Origin of the sequence: Paenibacillus sp. 7516 (assembly GCF_002272715.1) — a bacterium.
GTDB lineage: Bacteria > Bacillota > Bacilli > Paenibacillales > Paenibacillaceae > Paenibacillus > Paenibacillus illinoisensis_A.
Genome location: NZ_NPBI01000033.1, coordinates 33,114 through 50,685, shown reverse-complemented (window position 1 = coordinate 50,685; position 17,572 = coordinate 33,114). Strand labels below are relative to the sequence as shown.

At 50.2% G+C, this 17,572-nt stretch carries 16 protein-coding genes; all 16 read left to right on the top strand.

The window, feature by feature from the left end:
- Positions 1-242 precede the first annotated feature (242 nt).
- The 16 genes from CHI14_RS24145 (at position 243) to CHI14_RS24070 (ending at position 17,572) form a co-directional block, all read left to right on the top strand.
- On the top strand, positions 243-1,580 hold the full coding sequence (locus CHI14_RS24145; RefSeq protein WP_095292147.1) for an LLM class flavin-dependent oxidoreductase: 1,338 nt from the start codon (positions 243-245) through the stop codon (positions 1,578-1,580).
- A gap of 136 nt (positions 1,581-1,716) precedes the next feature.
- Positions 1,717-3,357, top strand: a complete 1,641-nt coding sequence (locus CHI14_RS24140) for an ABC transporter substrate-binding protein (protein ID WP_095292009.1) — start codon at positions 1,717-1,719, stop codon at positions 3,355-3,357.
- 41 nt (positions 3,358-3,398) lie between these two features.
- The gene (locus CHI14_RS24135) at positions 3,399-4,331 is read left to right on the top strand and encodes an ABC transporter permease (protein ID WP_095292008.1); all 933 of its coding nucleotides are present in this window, start codon (positions 3,399-3,401) and stop codon (positions 4,329-4,331) included.
- 47 nt (positions 4,332-4,378) lie between these two features.
- On the top strand, positions 4,379-5,296 hold the full coding sequence (locus tag CHI14_RS24130) for an ABC transporter permease (RefSeq protein WP_095292007.1): 918 nt from the start codon (positions 4,379-4,381) through the stop codon (positions 5,294-5,296).
- 26 nt (positions 5,297-5,322) lie between these two features.
- Positions 5,323-5,871 (top strand): NADPH-dependent FMN reductase, encoded by a 549-nt coding sequence (ssuE, locus tag CHI14_RS24125; protein WP_095292005.1) that lies wholly within the window; start codon positions 5,323-5,325, stop codon positions 5,869-5,871.
- A 69-nt stretch (positions 5,872-5,940) separates the two neighbouring features.
- A complete protein-coding gene (locus tag CHI14_RS24120; protein WP_095292004.1) occupies positions 5,941-6,813 on the top strand; it encodes a LysR family transcriptional regulator in 873 nt (290 codons plus the stop codon).
- A 57-nt stretch (positions 6,814-6,870) separates the two neighbouring features.
- On the top strand, positions 6,871-7,932 hold the full coding sequence (locus CHI14_RS24115; RefSeq protein ID WP_095292002.1) for an LLM class flavin-dependent oxidoreductase: 1,062 nt from the start codon (positions 6,871-6,873) through the stop codon (positions 7,930-7,932).
- A gap of 60 nt (positions 7,933-7,992) precedes the next feature.
- The gene (locus CHI14_RS24110; protein ID WP_095292001.1) at positions 7,993-9,237 is read left to right on the top strand and encodes an amidohydrolase; all 1,245 of its coding nucleotides are present in this window, start codon (positions 7,993-7,995) and stop codon (positions 9,235-9,237) included.
- Positions 9,238-9,552: 315 nt separating this feature from the next.
- Positions 9,553-10,452 (top strand): histidine racemase CntK family protein, encoded by a 900-nt coding sequence (locus CHI14_RS24105; RefSeq protein ID WP_249281224.1) that lies wholly within the window; start codon positions 9,553-9,555, stop codon positions 10,450-10,452.
- Entirely contained in the window at positions 10,415-11,221 is an 807-nt protein-coding gene (locus tag CHI14_RS24100) for a nicotianamine synthase family protein (protein WP_095292000.1), read from the top strand. The genes CHI14_RS24105 and CHI14_RS24100 overlap by 38 nt, the downstream gene beginning before the upstream one ends.
- A gap of 13 nt (positions 11,222-11,234) precedes the next feature.
- Positions 11,235-12,548, top strand: coding sequence for an opine metallophore biosynthesis dehydrogenase (locus CHI14_RS24095; protein WP_095291998.1), 1,314 nt, complete (start codon positions 11,235-11,237; stop codon positions 12,546-12,548).
- A gap of 17 nt (positions 12,549-12,565) precedes the next feature.
- Positions 12,566-14,164: a staphylopine-dependent metal ABC transporter substrate-binding lipoprotein gene (cntA, locus tag CHI14_RS24090; protein ID WP_095292145.1), complete on the top strand. Its 1,599-nt coding sequence runs from the start codon at positions 12,566-12,568 to the stop codon at positions 14,162-14,164.
- Positions 14,165-14,199: 35 nt separating this feature from the next.
- On the top strand, positions 14,200-15,135 hold the full coding sequence (gene opp1B / locus CHI14_RS24085) for a nickel/cobalt ABC transporter permease (RefSeq protein ID WP_095291997.1): 936 nt from the start codon (positions 14,200-14,202) through the stop codon (positions 15,133-15,135).
- Positions 15,132-16,028 carry a staphylopine uptake ABC transporter permease subunit CntC gene (gene cntC, locus CHI14_RS24080; RefSeq protein ID WP_095291995.1) on the top strand — a complete coding sequence of 299 codons (897 nt, stop codon included), beginning with the start codon at positions 15,132-15,134 and terminating at the stop codon, positions 16,026-16,028. Before opp1B ends, cntC begins: the two co-directional genes overlap by 4 nt.
- Positions 16,009-16,833: a staphylopine uptake ABC transporter ATP-binding protein CntD gene (gene cntD / locus CHI14_RS24075; protein ID WP_095291994.1), complete on the top strand. Its 825-nt coding sequence runs from the start codon at positions 16,009-16,011 to the stop codon at positions 16,831-16,833. Before cntC ends, cntD begins: the two co-directional genes overlap by 20 nt.
- On the top strand, positions 16,820-17,572 hold the full coding sequence (locus CHI14_RS24070; RefSeq protein WP_095291992.1) for an ABC transporter ATP-binding protein: 753 nt from the start codon (positions 16,820-16,822) through the stop codon (positions 17,570-17,572). The genes cntD and CHI14_RS24070 overlap by 14 nt, the downstream gene beginning before the upstream one ends.

Sequence of the window (17,572 nt, the reverse complement as noted above, 5' to 3'; positions counted from 1 at the left end):
ACAGTGGAACGTAGCCGGGAGCGGACGAATGAACCTGTCTTATACAGATCTCTGATTTATATATAGAAAAGTTCTATTAGTCACCCCGTTGACCCTTACACAGGGCAGTGATAAGATTTGTGAAATTATAAAACTGACCAAACTCATAGGAATAGTTACTTTTGAGTTTCGAAAATGTAAATGTCGTGTCCTGGATCCTGTTGCATCAACCTAAATCCAATATGAGGGAAGGCGGAATGTATATGACGGCAAAACGCAGTTTGAAATTTGGAGCCATTGTTCACGGTGTTGGAGGCAGCATGACCACATGGAGACACCCGGAGGTTCAACCGGATGCGAGTGTGAATTTTGAGTTCTATAAGCGCCAGACGCTGAAAGCGGAAGAAGGTAAGTTTGATCTCGTTTTTATTGCCGATGGTCTGTACATCACCGAAAAATCCATTCCCCACTTCCTGAATCGGTTTGAACCGATCAGTCTGTTGTCTGCCTTGGCCGCCGTCACTTCGCGGATTGGTCTGGTGGGAACGCTCTCCACGTCCTACAGCGATCCGTTTACGGTTGCCAGACAGTTTGGTTCGCTTGATCTGATCAGTGACGGCCGCGCAGGCTGGAACGTGGTTACCTCCCCGCTTGAAGGATCAGCCAAAAACTATAGTAAAAGCAATCACCCTACCCATCCAGAGCGATACCGAATTGCAACAGAATATTTGCAGGTAACCAAAGGCCTGTGGGATTCATGGGAAGATGATGCGTTTGTTCGAGACAAGGAGAGCGGTGTTTTCTTCGACCCATCCAAACTGCATACACTCAATCACGAAGGGGAGTTCTTCTCCGTACAGGGACCACTGAACATTGCCCGTTCACGCCAAGGTCAGCCGGTGATCTTCCAGGCAGGCTCCTCCGATGATGGCAAGACCCTTGCAGCGAAAGAAGCCGATGCGGTGTTTACCGGACATGATACGATCGAGGATGCACAGGCTTTTTACAAGGATGTCAAAACGCGTGCCGCTTCCTATGGACGTTCCTCTCAGGATATTGTCATTCTGCCAGGCATCAGCCCGATCGTAGGACGGACGGAAGAAGAAGCCGAACGTAAATACGAGGAGATTGCCAGCCTCGTTACGATCGATAAAGCGCTGGATTATCTGGGACGTTTCTTCGAGCACCATGACTTCTCCCAATATGCGCTGGATGAACCGTTCCCTGAACTGAACGGCATTGGCAGCAACAGCTTCCGCAGCGGCACGGACAAAATCAAGAAGGATGCCAAAGAGCAGGGATTGACGCTGCGCGAAGTGGCATTGCGTGCGGCTACGCCGAAGAGCAAATTCCTGGGTACACCAGAACAGGTAGCTGACAAAATACAGGAGTGGTTCGAAGCAGAGGCCGCTGACGGGTTCATTATCCATTCGGAATTGCCAAGTGGTCTGTCTGATTTCGTGGAACTGGTCGTTCCGATTCTGCAGGAGCGCGGCATTTATCGTACGGAGTACGAGCACGATACCCTCCGTGGCAATCTCGGTGTGCAGATCCCGGTGAATCGTTATACGGCAGCCCGGGAGCAAGTGCAGCAGGCATAAGATGAACTGCACGTGAGATGAGCGCTACAGCCATATGAATCCTTAACAGCAATATTACCGTGTTTTAAAACCGACTTATCTCATAGGTTATATATAAAATAAAAATGACACCTGTATACACAGAGGGGGAAATGATATGAACAGGTCTATCGCATGGATGAAATGGTTGGCACTGGCAGCAGTATTGGTAATGGTATTGTCCGGCTGCGGAGCGGGCAGCAGCTCGGGCGGTGCGGCTCAGGCATCTGGTGGTGAACAGGCGAGTCAAGCGGAGGGCGGGAATCTGACTTTTGCTCTCGCAACTTCACCGGATACACTGGACCCTCACCGGAGCGGGCTTGCCGTTACGGTACGTGCCATCCGGACCATTTACGACAATCTGGTGGTGCAGCTGCCTGACGGTTCCATTGAACCATGGCTCGCCACGGAATGGAGCGTATCTGAGGATGGCAAGAGTTACACGTTCAAGCTGCGTGAAGACGTGAAGTTCCACGATGGCACGCCGTTTAACGCAGAAGCCGTGAAGTACAACCTGGATCGCGTCATTGATCCTGCCACCAAAGCTGCCAATTCCCTTGCGCTGATCAGACCCTATCAATCTTCCGAGGTCATTGATGAATTCACCATCAAGGTGAATCTGGAAACACCCTCACAGGCCTTCCTGGGCAACTTAAGCCAGGCTCTGCTGGGTATCGTGTCACCTACAGCTGCCAAGAAATATGGCGATCAACTGGGCAAAAACCCGGTGGGTACCGGGCCGTATACCTTTGTGAAATGGGATGAAAATGCGGATATCGTTGTCACCAAAAACAAGGATTATAGCTGGGCCCCAGAGACAGTCGAAAATAAAGGTGCACCTCATCTGGATACAATCACGTTCAAAATTGTACCAGAGGAAGCGACACGGATCGGAAGCGTACAGAGCAGTCAGGTACTCGCTGCTGAGACCGTTCCACCGCAAAATGTTGCGGCTCTGAAGAATGACCCGAACCAGCAATTGCTGCAGGCCAATACGGTGGGACTGCCGTATACTCTCTTCTTCAATCTGCGCAAAGCCCCTTGGGATGATGTGAAGGTCAGACAGGCGGTGCAATCCGCCGTAGATGTGGAATCCATCGTCAAAACGTTGTATCTGGGCAACTACGAACGAGCATGGTCTGCATTGTCTCCTGGCATTTTGGGTTACGATGCCTCGCTGGAAGGAAGCATCAACCCGGACATCAACAAAGCCAATCAGCTGCTGGATGAGCAGGGCTGGGTGAAGGGTGCGGATGGCATACGTGAAAAGGATGGTCAGAAACTGACGCTGCGTTATGTGGATGGCTCCCCAAACCGGGAGAAGCGCAATGATATCGCCGCCATCATTCAGCAGCAGCTGAAACAGGTTGGCATCGCCGTTGAAGTTGAAATTACAAAAGACATTGCCACTGTCATTTATCAGAACTGGGACTATGATCTGTATGGCAACAGTCAGGTCAATTCCGATCCGAATGCCCTATACGCCTTCTATCATACAAGCGCAGAAGGGGAGCGTCCGACGTTGTCCGGGTTGTCCGATCCGAAGATCGACGAGCTGCTGGAGCAGGGAGCAGTGGAAACGGATCCCGAAAAACGCGTGAAGATCTATAACGAGATTCAGCAATTTTTGATTGATCAGGCGGTCATTCTTCCGATCTATGTATTCCCTTATACGGTAGCAGCATCCAAGTCCGTTCAGGGAGTCAAGTTTGATTCGCTTGGGTACCCATTGTTCAACGATGTGCGAATTCAGCCCTAACATGACAGCCCATCACGCATTCAGGAAGGAGACGACCCGGTATGGTTCAAACGATACTGACTCGGCTTGCAACATCACTATTTGTAATATTCGGAGCTTCGGTGCTGGTGTACTGCATCATGTATCTTCTGCCGGGTGATCCGGTCCTGCTCATGCTGGACCCATCCTCGGCTACGCCGGAGATGATCGAGAATTTGCGGGCGCAGCTTGGTCTGGATCAGCCGTTTTACATTCAATTTGCGAGCTATTTCGGCGACATGCTGCGGGGCGATTTTGGCAAGTCCATGATGAACTCGGATCCAGTGCTTCCCAAAATTCTGGAGCATTTCCCGGCCACCCTGGCACTGACGGCACTGAGCTCCATAATCGCCATTACCATTGGCATCACGCTTGGCGTGCTGTCCGCCATCCACCGAAATGGCGTGATTGATTTTATTGCCCGTCTTGTTGGACTGTTTGGTATCTCCATGCCAACGTTCTGGACCGGCATTCTGTTGATCCTGCTGTTCTCGGTTCAGCTCGGCTGGTTCCCGGCGATGGGTTCGGAGGGCTTTGCCTCATTGGTTCTTCCGGCAGCCACCCTCGGTCTGGTTGGTGCAGGTTTCATCGTGCGGATGGTACGTAACAGTATGCTTGAAATTATTAATGAACCGTTTATCGTCGCCTTGCGTGCCAAAGGGCTTACGGAGCGAACCATCATGTACGTTCACGCACTGCGCAATGCACTGATTCCCGCCGTAACGGTCATTGGCATGTTGATTGGGGATCTGCTCGCGGGAACCGTCGTGGTCGAAACGGTATTCTCCAGACAGGGAATCGGACGGATTATTGCCGATGCCTTGATGGCGAAAGACCTGCCTGTTGTACAGGGCGTTGTCTTTTTTACGGCAATCATCTACGTGGTGCTGAATCTGCTGGTGGATATCTCGTATGCCTATATCGATCCAAGGGTCAGACGTGCAGTACGTATTTGATCCGCGAGGACCATCTGTACTTTGAGGGATGAGGAAGGAGGACTCTTATGAGCATGAAACCATTGGTGGGTGACAAAAAGGCATGGACCGGCAGCAAAGGGCGTGTACGCCTATGGAATCGCCGTTTGGGACGTTACCGCTTCTCGTTCGCGGTTTCCCGGTTATTCTTTTATGCGGCGCTGCTGGTCGTGTTATTCACCGTTACCTGTGCCATTGTTCCGGGCTGGATTGCTCCTTATGATCCAACTCAGATGATGACGGATGCGATCCTGCAGGCACCTTCTGCTGCGCATTGGTTTGGAACGGATTATTTCGGAAGGGATATCTTCAGCGTCGTCGTGCATGGCAGCAGGGATTCACTCTTGATCGGATTCGCTTCGGTACTTGTCGGTGGCCTGGTAGGAAGTGCCCTGGGGATTATCTCCGGGTATGCTGGTGGAATGGTGGATACGGCGATTATGCGTACTGTCGATATTCTAATGGCTGTTCCGGGAGTACTGCTGGCCTTGTCCGTAGCTGCGGCACTGGGTCCTGGACTGCTGAACATTGCACTGGCCGTTGCGGTAGCCTCCATTCCAGGATATGCACGGGTCATGCGCGGACAGGTGATGTCTGTCAAAAGCCTGCCATTTATCACAGCGACACGATCGCTTGGCGGATCGAACGGACGTATTTTCTGGCGGCATGTCCTGCCGCATTCCCTGTCTCCTCTGCTTGTGATGGCAACATTGGGAGTGGGTACTTCCATCCTGACGGGTTCCGGTCTCAGTTTTCTTGGACTTGGGGTATTGAAGGAAATTCCGGATTGGGGAGCACTGCTCTCGCAGGGACGCGGTTACCTGACCGTAGCCTGGTGGATCTGTACCTTCCCTGGACTCGCCATTACCATGTTTGTACTCGCAGTGAATCTGATTGGAGACGATATCCGTGACCGGCTTGATCCAAGAGTAAAAGGAGCGGCATGACCGCTATTCCAAGGAGGAGATTAATGATGTCTCATGTCGTTATTATTGCCGGAGCACCTTCCAAACGTTCACGTTTGACCGGCCTAACCGAGTATAGCAGCAATAAATTAACCGAAGCAGGTATTACTGTTGAGGTGATACATGTAGCGGATCTGCCGGCTGAAGACCTTGTGCAGGCCCGGTTCGACAGTTCGCATGTGCGAGACGCGCTTGCCGTGGTTGAAGCAGCAGACGCGGTCATTGTGGCTACGCCTGTGTATAAAGCATCTTACTCCGGTGTACTGAAGCTGTTCCTGGATCTGATTCCACAGGAGGGGCTTCGCGGTAAAGTGTCACTTCCGCTTGTTATTGGCGGCTCCATCGCTCATCTGCTGGCTATCGATTATGCATTGAAGCCTGTACTGGTCGCACTTGGGGGAAGACATATTTTGGGTGGGGTTTACGCGGTTGATCAAGGCGTAGAGCGTCTGGATGACGGAAAATATGCGCTTTCGGCCGACATTACAACCCGATTGGACCGTTCGCTGGATGAATTGATATTGACACTGGAAAAGGATGGTATTACGATTACTTAAAACCAAGTAAGTTGATTGGTTAAATTGATATAAGGTCAAACGTCTGTGGACCTGGATGCGGAGGCGCTTATGAATATTGAGAACATTGAAGCATTTGTATATATCAATCATTACGGAAGCTTCAATAAGGCTGCCGAAGTACTCTTTTTGTCCCAACCCTCTGTAACGGCTCGTATTCAATCGCTGGAACGTGAGCTTGGCTGCAAGCTGTTTGATCGGCTTGGCAAACAGATCGTGCTCACGGATGAAGGGAGAAAATTCCTTCCGTACGCTCAGCAGGTGCTGCAGGTTATCCAAAAGGGCAGGCAGAAGATTCAGCAGCGCCGGACGACACCAGATGCGCTGCGTCTTGGCAGTACCGTATCGGTATCCAACTATGTCATTCCGGACTTCCTCCCCAAAATCAAGGAAGCCTATCCTGAGGTCAACATCAAGCTCACAACGGCTACAACCGATCAATTGATCGCAAAGCTGCTGAATCAGGAGATTGATCTGGCATTTGTACGCAAGGTCATGCACCCGGCCATCCGTACCATTGCTTTTTATGAGGATCCGATCCAGCTGTATGTTTACAAGGGACACCCATTTATTGAACGCGGACACGTCAGCATGGAGGCGATTCGCAATGAGCGGCTGGTTTTCTTCGAATGTGGTTCCCTGGACTGGCTGCGTATTCACCGTGCGTTCGACTCCCTGGACCACCCGCCGGATATTACATATCATGTGGACCATTCGGAAACGGCGAAGAAACTGGTTCTTCAGGGAGCGGGTATTGCCTTCCTACCGGGACTGACGGTGCAGAAGGAAGTGCAGGACCAGGAGCTGTTTCCCATTCAGGTTCATGAAGTTGCTGGTGTATCGCTGCAGATTAGTGTCGTGACGTTAAAAGAAGAACATTCACCGTTTGCAGAGCCCTTTGGGGAGCTGCTGCGGCAGTTATAGAAGCAAGAACGGGCTTGGCAGCCGAATACGGCAGCACAATTGGAGGAGGAGAAACGTATGGGGATTCGTCTTGGCATATTGGATCAGACCCCAATCTATGAAGGGGAGACACCGGTCGATGCATTCCGGCATACCATTGAGCTGGCGCAGCGTGCAGAGCAGCTTGGATTTCACCGGTTCTGGGTATCGGAGCATCACGATTCAGGACATGTGGCAGGTTCTTCGCCAGAAGTACTGATTTCGCATTTGCTGGCACATACAGAGCGAATTCGTTTGGGTTCCGGCGGGGTGATGCTCCAGCATTACAGTCCTTACAAGGTTGCCGAGAATTTTAATGTGCTCGCAGCGCTTGGACCGGGGAGGATCGATCTGGGCATAGGACGTGCGCCAGGAGGACTGCCCCGTTCTACGCAGGCTCTGCAGCAGGGCATTCAGGAGGCAGCTTCTCTGAAGGAGAAAATACGTCAAGTGAAGCAGTATATTCATAATGAACCGCATGCAGATGAATCCCATCCACTTGCCGGTTTAAGTGCTGCACCTGTGTCTGAGCTGCCTGCCGAGCTGTATGTGCTTGGGGCAAGTGTCGATAGCGCTGGCATGGCGGCGGAACTAGGACTCCCTTATGTGTTCTCCTTGTTTATTAATAGCAATATTGAAGTGGCACAAGAAGCCCTTCGTGTCTACCGTGAGCAATTCAACCGTTCAGAAGGGCGGGAGCCATACGCCGTTCTTGCGATCTCTTTAATTGTGGCAGAGAGTAAGGAAGAGGCTGAAGAGCTGGCAAGTGAGCATATGCTGGTCAAGATCCACCTGGAGAATGGTAAAGTACTAACGGTTGGTTCAGTGGAGCAGGCTGAAGAATTCGGACGGCAATCAAACGAGAAATATCGTATTGAGGTTCTGGAGCCGAGTGTAACCCGTGGAACGAAGGAAACGGTAGGTCAGGCACTGCAAAAGTTTCAGGATGAGTTTGCCGTGGATGAGTTGATTGTCACAACAGCCACACGTGATTTCGCGAAACGCATTCGCTCTTTTGAATTGCTGCGCGAGGCACTGGATGAACAGGGACTGGGTGAATTCTGGAGTGAATCCGAACCTGCGCAAGCAGCTATTGGTTAGATCGGAATTCAGAACCTGCTTTTTTTGCAGCACATAGATGACGATGAAGGAGGCAGCGTTATGAAAAGTGAGCTGGAACAGCCCAAGCAGCAGGCAGGGCAAGAAGAAAGAAGCACGCAGCGCATCCCTGCTGAAACCGATGAAGCATTTGCGGAGCGGTTAATCGCGATTCGGCGGCATCTGCATCGCTATCCGGAATTGTCGGGTGAGGAGAGGGAAACAACGGCCGCCATCCGCGGCTGGCTGGAGGAGGAAGGGGTGCGTATCGCAGATGAATATTCACTGCGTACGGGTCTTGTTGCCGAAATCGGACAAGGGGACGGCCCTGTCGTTGCCCTCAGAGCAGACATTGATGCTCTGCCGATCCAGGAAGAGACGAAGCTTGAGTTTGCTTCCCAGGCCGCAGGCAAAATGCATGCTTGCGGGCATGATGCACATACGGCCATATTGATTGGTGCTGCACGATTGTTGAAACAGCGGGAGTCCGTGCTGCCGGGCAAAGTAAGGCTGCTGTTCCAGCCTTCGGAGGAAAAAGCAACAGGCGCACGGCAGGTTATTCAGAGCGGAGCGCTGTCTGACGTCCGTGCCGTGTTTGGTCTGCATAACAAACCGGACCTTCAGGTCGGCACAGTCGGTATCCGGGAAGGAGCACTTCTGGCAGCGGCGGATGGTTTTGTAGTTAACGTCGAAGGGGTGGGCACACATGCTGCGGTACCGGAAGCGGGAATCGATCCGATTGTTGTTGCCTCGCATATTGTAACAGCTTTGCAAGCGATTGTGAGCCGGAATGTGGGTGCACAGGAGAGCGCCGTGATTAGCGTGACCAAGATTCATAGCGGAACAGCCTGGAATGTCATTCCCGATCAGGCCATATTGGATGGCACGGTGCGTACCTTTGACGAGAAAGTCCGTGCACGGATTCGCGAACGATTCAACCAGGTTGTGGCTGGTGTGGCGGCGGCATATGGTACACGGGCGACGGTTCGCTGGATTCAGGGACCACCTGCGGTGGTTAACGATGCTTCGCTGGCTTCCGCAGCAGAACAGGTGGCGGCTGAAGTGGGATTGAACAGTGTTAGACCGCTGCCCTCTCCGGCTGGTGAAGATTTCTCCTTTTATCAGAAGGAGGTTCCGGGCCTGTTCCTTTTCCTGGGTACATCCGGACCGCATGAGTGGCATCATCCTGCATTTGATCTGGATGAACGAGCGCTGCCGCTGGGAGCGCATCTGCTCGCTGCTTTGGCAGAGCAAGCACTGCAAAACGTGCAGCTCCAGCGTGACTATTGTGACATATGTAAGAAATGAATACAATGCAACGCAGAGACGGTTACCCGCATGGGGTAATCGTTTTTTCTATGCTGCTTGGTAGAGGAAGGAATGCCAAACAAAGAGATGGATGCAAAACGAAACATGAGTAGCTCAGGATATAAAAGCATCAAGTCACTACGGTACAGGAGGCTTATAGGGTTGTTTCAAAATGGAAAAATATTGTTGACGACCTCAATTTTGTATGCTATATTTTTCTCGAATATTAATCGTAAAAATTACTATTAAGGACAGCGGGCAGCGTACAAGTCAAACTCATCCGAATTTGAATGAACAGGAATAGAGGTAGCTGGGATGAAACAGGAGATCGAATTTATCAAGTTTAATCCAACACAGAATATGACGGTTTTGGTGAAAACAAGTCATCCAGCAGAGGAGTACCAACATATCGCTTCAAGCATCATGTCCTACGATCATGTATATGCGGAGCAGGTCGGATTTATTGTGCCATCCTTTCAGCGCGGAGCTGCAGCACGGTTGCAGATGGCTGGAGGGGAGTTTTGTGGTAATGCCTGTATGGCTCTGGCAGCCTACCTTGCATCTGAACAGAAGATGGGTTCTCAAGATTATACTGAATTGCTGCTTGAGGTCTCGGGTACAGAGCAGTTGATCACCTGCCAAGTGAGGAAGCAGCTGAATGAATACTTTTGTCAGGTGACCATGCCGATTCCCAGACAGATTGAACGGCAGGCCATAACGTACGAAGGAATCGATCTGGATATGATTATTGTCCGGTATGAGGAATTCATTCATATCGTGGTGGAGGTGGACGGGTTCAATGATGGGATCCGTAAAAGAGCACAAAACCTCGCGCGTCTGCTTGGACTAACCCTGGGAGACAAACTGATTGGCATTTTGTTGTTCAATCCACGTTCGGAAGAGTTGGCTCCACTGATTTATGTTCCGGGACTGGATAGCCTGATATGGGAAAGAGGATGCGGTTCAGGTACAGCTTCACTTGGCGCTTACCTTGCATGGAAGACAGGAAGAGAGATTACCGCCCGAATTAAACAGCCCGGAGGTTCGATCAACGTCGTGGCCCGGTTTGATGAACATGGGCTGGGCAGCATTCACATTGAAGGTTCTGTCGGCATTGTGGCACAGGGGACAGCTTTTATTGATGTACAACAGATGGACATGAATAAGGGGGAAGCACATGAATACGGTCGTGGATTTTACCAGACAGTTGAATGATTATCTGAATACCTTTGAACAACTTGCCCGGAAATACGATCATTCCATTCATCATGCGGAACAGATGGAGCTGGCCATCAATGCCTATTCCCATTGGATCACCGATAAGCGCCATGAGTCGTTCTGGGCTGAGAAAGAGCATGAGGGGGGCACCGGGTTCACACAGCTTGTATTGGATTTAAGGCATCAGTCTTCCCGCTGCGTAGCGATCATGGAGAAATATCGGGCATTGAAGCTGCAGCACGGAGAAGTGGAAATTGCGGATTATTTCAAAAATATTGAGGAATGCATCGAGAAGGAATTCGGCAGTTTCCATGTGACTTCAGATTCCAAGGTGCTTCTGATCGGATCGGGAGCATTTCCAATGACTCCCCTGCTTATCGCCAGAAGGACGGGGGCACAGGTGGTAGGCATTGATATTGATGAAGAGGCGATCGGGTTAGGCCGGACGGTTGTGAATACATTGGGGGCCGGTCTCCGCATCCATTTGCAGAAGGCATCTGTTCACGAGCTCGATTTTACGAAAGAAGCCACGCATATCATTTTCAGTTCCACGGTCGCCATGAAGTATGACATCCTGGATCAGCTTCATTCGCTCACCAATGAACACGTTGTTGTCGCGATGAGATATGGCAATGGATTGAAGTCCTTATTCAATTACCCTCAGCAGGAGACAGACCCGCTGAAATGGCGATTGGTTGATAACATTTTGCGTCCACACGATGTGTTTGACATTGCACTGTATCAGAAACCTTCGCATGTCGGATAAGGAGGAGGCACATATGAGTGGTTTTGAACGAGTCTTAATCATGGGAACCGGGCCTGCATCCGTTCAACTAGCTGTATTATTCAAGAAACAACGAGGATCCACCATTGGTGTGGCAGGAAGGGAATCGGTTAGATCCAATGAATTCTTCGGCGCATTGGACCGTCATGATCAGCACATTCGCGTAAGCGTTCAGAATGAGAAGCATCGGAGTGTGGCAGGCGAGTGTAGAGTGGATCGGATTTTTACCGGGTACAGCCGGATTGAAGATAGCTGGGATACGCTGATTCTTGCTGTCACGACGGATGCTTATGTTCAGGTATTAAGTCAGATGAATCTGGATGTTCTGAAGCAAGTTCAGTGCATCGTGCTGGTATCTCCCACATTTGGATCGAACCGCCTTGTTCATCAGTATGTAAGTGAGTTAGGGTGCACGCCCGAAGTGATCAGTTTCTCCACCTATTGCGGAGATACGCGATGGGCAGATCGTCAGCCCTCCAATCATGTCGTGACAACCGGAGTGAAGAAAAAACTGTATATCGGTTCCACTCGGACCCCTTCAGAAGCAGTGAACGAATTATGCAAAATGGTTGATCAGCTCGGAGTGGTGATGGAAGTGATGGCCTCCCCGTTTGAGGCGGAGACGCGAAACATCTCGCTGTATGTGCATCCAGCGTTATTCATGAATGACTTTTCATTAAACGCGATCTTTGGAAATGCTGACGTCCAGACGTATGTCTACAAGCTCTACCCGGAAGGGCCTATCAACCAACATCTCATTCGGGATATGCTCGCAGGATGGAAAGAAATCATGAGGATTACAGACAGGCTGCACATAAGGCCGCTCAACCTGCTTCAATTCATGACGGATGATAACTACCCGGTTCATTTGCAGAGTTTATCGCGCTCTGATATCGAAGAATTTGTCGGTTTGCAGGACATACATCAGGAGTATTTGCTGTACATACGGTATACCTCATTACTGATTGACCCTTTCTCGCAGCCGGACGAACAAGGGAAATATTTTGACTTTTCGGCCGTGCCATTCCGGAAGATGTTCATCAATCACGAAGGACAGCTTGAGATCCCAAGGATGCCCCAGGAAGATTATTACCGCATCAAAATCATTCAGGGCATTGCAAGGCATCTCCGGGTGGACTGCCCCACCATAGACAAATTCATCGCAACCTATGAGAACAAACTGGTGCAAGTGGCACAGGAACAGAGAGAGTTACCTTTATCCAGCGCATTTCAGATCCGGACGTTTGCTGGTGATCTGAACATGATCTGTGAAGGACTTGAAATTGATCATCAGGAGGAAACATTGTGAAAAAGGGAAGATCCCGTATGGGCTTAAGTATTATATTTGCGCTGGTGTTGGTCGTATTGGCCGGTTGCGGCGAGAAGGGAACTGCACAGACGGGGGCAGCCGAAGGAGAGAAGAAGACGGATCTGATCTATGCTTCTGCCAAGGATATTAATGATATGAATCCCCATTTGTACACAGGCTCCATGCCTGCTCAAGGTATGGTATATGAGTCATTGGTAGAGAACACGGCAGAAGGCATTCAGCCCTTGCTTGCGGAATCATGGGATATTTCCGAGGACGGTAAGGTCTATACCTTTCATTTGCGAAAAGACGTGAGATTCCAGGACGGAGAACCGTTCAACGCCGAGGCGGTCAAAGCTAATTTTGACGCGGTCCAGGCCAACAGTGAGAAACATGCGTGGATTAAGCTGTCCACCAAAATTGTGAGTACAAATGTCATTGATGAACATACGGTTGAACTGGTGCTGTCCAGTACCTATTATCCGACATTGGTGGAATTGTCCATGACCCGGCCCTATGTGTTCATTTCCCCCAAAGACATGATCAATGGCGGGACCAAAGATGGTGTGAATGGTTACCATGGAACCGGGCCATACATGCTTACGGAGCATAATGTAGACGAGAATGCGACGTTTGTCGCGAACGAAAATTATTGGGGAGGCAAACCCGAAATTCAAAAAATCGTAGCCAAAGTTCTCCCGGCAGGAGAGACAACGTTTCTGGCCTTGCAAAAAGGCGAAATTGACTTCGTGTTCACCGATGACCGGGGTGCCGACAGTATTGATGTTCATGCCATGAATCAACTGGCAGAATCAGGGGAGTATCAGGTTATACGAAGTGAACCGATGAACACAAGCATCATTGCGGCCAACAGCAGCAAAAAGGATAACCCGGTCAGTGAAACAGCCGTTCGGGAAGCCATTTGGCATGCCATTGATCGGGATACCATCAGCAACGACATCTTTGAGGGAACACAGACACCTGCACAGACTCTATTCTCTTCCAATGTGAACTACGCCGACGTGGAATTGAAGATACGGCCTTATGATGTAAGTACAGCAGAGAAGCTGCTGGACGAAGCGGGCTGGACTTTAGGCAGTGGTGCTGCTGTACGAACCAAAGAAGGGCAAGAGCTGAAGATGGATTTATATTATGACAGCAATTCCTCTACGCAGAAAACACAGGCTGAATACATTCAAAATGAATTGAAAAACATCGGTATCCAGCTATCGATGATTGGTGAAGAATCCTCATCCATCGCTAACCGAAGATCAACGGGCGAGTATGATCTGCTGTTCAATCAAACATGGGGACTGGCTTATGATCCACAGAGCACCATTTCTGCCTTTGCCTCAAGCTCAGCCTATCTGCATACAACAAGCGGAATGCCTGACGCAGAGGAACTGTACGCCCAGATTGAAGACGTGATGGTATCTACCGATGAGAATACAAGGAAATCGCTGTATGCTGACATCATGAAGAGGGTTCACGAGGAAGCTGTGTTTATCCCTCTTACCAACGGAAGCATGACGATCGTGGCACCCAAAAACCTGGATGGCATTGCGTTTAAGCAGACCCAATTTGAGCTGCCATTTGAGCGCATGAAATTTCAATAGGGTCCATTGGATTTTATCTGAAAAAGGAGATGGATATGGGGAGTTTTATCGTCAAACGGATTCTGCTCGCAATACCCCTGCTGCTGATTATTTCGTTTCTAACCTTTGTGCTGATCAATCTGTCACCGCTGGATCCTGCCGTTGTTGTGCTGCAGGCACAGGAAGTTCCGCAGATTACGGATGAGTTGATTGCCCAAACCAAGGCAGATCTCGGCATGGATCGGCCGTTTATGATTCAATATGGAAACTGGCTGCTGGCCTGTCTTCAGCTGGACTTCGGCGAGTCCTATGTGACCGGAAATTCCGTCTGGTCCATGATTGGTCCGGCATTTGTGAACACGCTCAAATTAACGCTGATATCTTCTGTCTTCATTATCCTCTTCTCGATCCTGTTAGGTGTAATCTGTGCGATGAGGGAAGGGAAGATGATGGATAAGTCCGTACGAGGCTTCTCCTTCCTGCTCACGGCGATACCTTCCTACTGGCTTGCAGCAATGCTGATCTGGTACTTTTCCGTCAAGCTTGATCTGCTGCCCACCAGCGGAATGGATTCGCCGCAGAGCTATATTCTTCCGGTCATCGTCATTACGGTAAGTTATGTAGGCATCTACTTCAGGAGCGTCAGAAGTTCCATGCTTAACAATCTAAACGAAGATTATGTTCTATACGCGCGAGCCAGCGGAATCCCCGAGAGAAAGGTAACACTGCATATCTTGCGGAATTCGCTGCAAGTGTCGGTTTCCATCTTTTGTATGGCCATTCCTATTGTACTTGGAAGCACGGTTGTGATTGAAAATGTATTCGCCTGGCCAGGTCTGGGCCGATTAAGCGTCAGATCCATCCTGAGCCGGGATTTTCCGATTATCCAGGCGTACGTGCTTATTCTGGCCGTCACATTTGTGCTGTTTAATACGCTTTCTGATATCGTAAACGCGGCACTGAATCCCAAACTCAGAAAGGAATTCGAATGAGAAACCTTCGCAATTTAAGCCGGGATAAGCTCGCCATGGCGTCTCTTGCTTTTATCGTGGTGATGATTGTTGCTGGCGTTTTTGCTCCCTTGTTTGCACCGCATGATCCCGAAGAAGTGAACATGAAGCTCAGGTATGCATCAGCATCGTGGTCGTACCTCCTTGGCAATGATCATCTGGGCAGATGTGTGTTGTCGAGGCTGATCTATGGCATTCGGCCAAGTGTACTGTGGGTATTGCTTGCTCTGCTGGCCTCTGTTCTTCTGGGGGCCCTCGTGGGGTTCATCTCTGGTTACTTCAAAGGGAAAACAGACGCCATCCTCATGAGGATCTGTGATATTATGCTTTCTTTTCCGGGATACGTGATGACGCTTGCGGTAGTTGGCATTTTGGGTGCTGGTCTTGAAAATATTCTGATCGCCTTTGTGGTCATGAAATGGGCATGGTTTGCCCGGGTTATTCGTACATCGGTCATGCAATATTCCGAGATGGATTATGTGAGATTTGCCAGGGCTTCGGGAATCAGCCACCTGCGCATCATTCACAAGCACATTTTGCCCGTTACCTTTTCCGACATTGCTGTCATTTCGAGCAGCTCCATTTGCTCCATGATCCTGCAAATTTCCGGGCTTTCATTTCTCGGATTGGGCGTTCAGGCACCACAAGCCGAGTGGGGCATGATGCTGAATGAGGCCAGAGAAGTCATGTTCTCCAGGCCAGAGCTGATGCTTGCGCCAGGTCTGGCAATTGTTTTGGTCGTATCGGCATTCAATTTTCTGTCCGATGCGCTGCAGGTGGCGCTTGACCCCAAATTGATGACGTCCAAACCGGGCGGCAAGCTTCGCGGAAGGAAGAGAGGTGAACAGGTCTCTTATGAATATATTGGAAGTTGAGCAATTGCGAATATGGGATGCCCTTACGGAAGAAGTCATCGTGCCCAATAGTTCATTCCAGTTGAAGCAAGGTCAGTGCCTCGCCATTGTAGGGGAAAGTGGGAGCGGCAAGTCGATGACATGCAGGTCCATCATGCGCCTGAATAAACCAGCCATCCGGCAGTCCGGCCGGATTCTGTTCCAAGGGGTAGATTTGAACCAGCTCACGGAGCAGGAAATGCGCAAAAAAAGGGGCCGAAATCTGTGCATGATTCTCCAGAACGGAATGGGTGCATTTGACCCTTCCTGCGTGATCGGTGTTCATCTGAGAGAGACCCTTCAAGCGCATTACGGATGGAATGCCAAGGAAGTGGAGCAGAACATGAAATTGGCCATGGAGCGGGTTATGCTGAGAAATCCGGTGCACATCATGAATCAATATCCTCACCAGCTGTCAGGAGGCATGCTGCAGCGGATCATGATTGCGCTGGCGCTCGTGCTGGAACCGGATGTGATTATAGCGGATGAACCTACAACGGCTCTGGATACGATTTCCCAATACGAAGTGGTCGAGCAGCTGATCCAATTACGGGAACGAATGGGATGCTCCATGATCTTTATTTCGCATGATCTTGGTGTCGTACGGAAGATCGCGGATGAGGTTCTGATTATGAAGGATGGACATATTGTGGAGTCGGGCAGCATTCACTCCGTCTTTTCGAAACCACAGCACCCGTATACACAGTTTTTGGTATCCACCCGCCGGGAGCTAAGCCATCATTTCAGGCAGTTGATGCAGGAGGAACAGCATATTGCTAAACGTTGACCATGTTCATAAATCCTATCCACTAGGCGGTTTGTTTTCCGGAGGCCGGAAATCCGTTCTGCATGATGTCAGTTTTGAATGCTCGCGCGGAGAATGCCTGGGTATCATCGGGGAGAGCGGGAGCGGAAAATCCACCTTGGGCAGACTGATTTTGGGGATGGAACGCCCGGAGCAAGGAAAGATTCTGCTCGAAGGCAGATCTGTACTGGACAGAAAGGCGAGAAGGGGCCGGATCAGTGCCGTTTTTCAGGATTACAAATCGTCGATCAATCCGTTTTTTACGGTCGAGGAAGCCATTATGGAACCATTACGCCTACAAAAAAAGAACCCGGAAGGCCATGCCCATTCGCTCAAAATCGATGTGCTGCTTAGCCAGGTTGGGCTGGACAACTCATACCGATCCAGGTATCCGCATGAATTGTCAGGAGGAGAAGTGCAGCGGGTTTGTATCGCCAGGGCCATCTCAACAGAGCCTCAGTGCATTGTGCTGGACGAAGCAATCAGTTCGCTGGATGTATCGGTTCAGACTCAAGTGCTCCATGTGCTGAAAGAGCTGAAGGAGATCTATCAGTTGACTTATATTTTTGTCACCCATGATATACAGGCAGCTGCTTATATCTGTGACAGAGTGGTCATTTTCAGAGAGGGTCGCATAGAAGAAATGGTGCCTATCGAACAGCTGAGAACCGTGAAGTCCGAGTATGCGAGAAAGCTGCTGGATCATTTAATTACTTTCTAA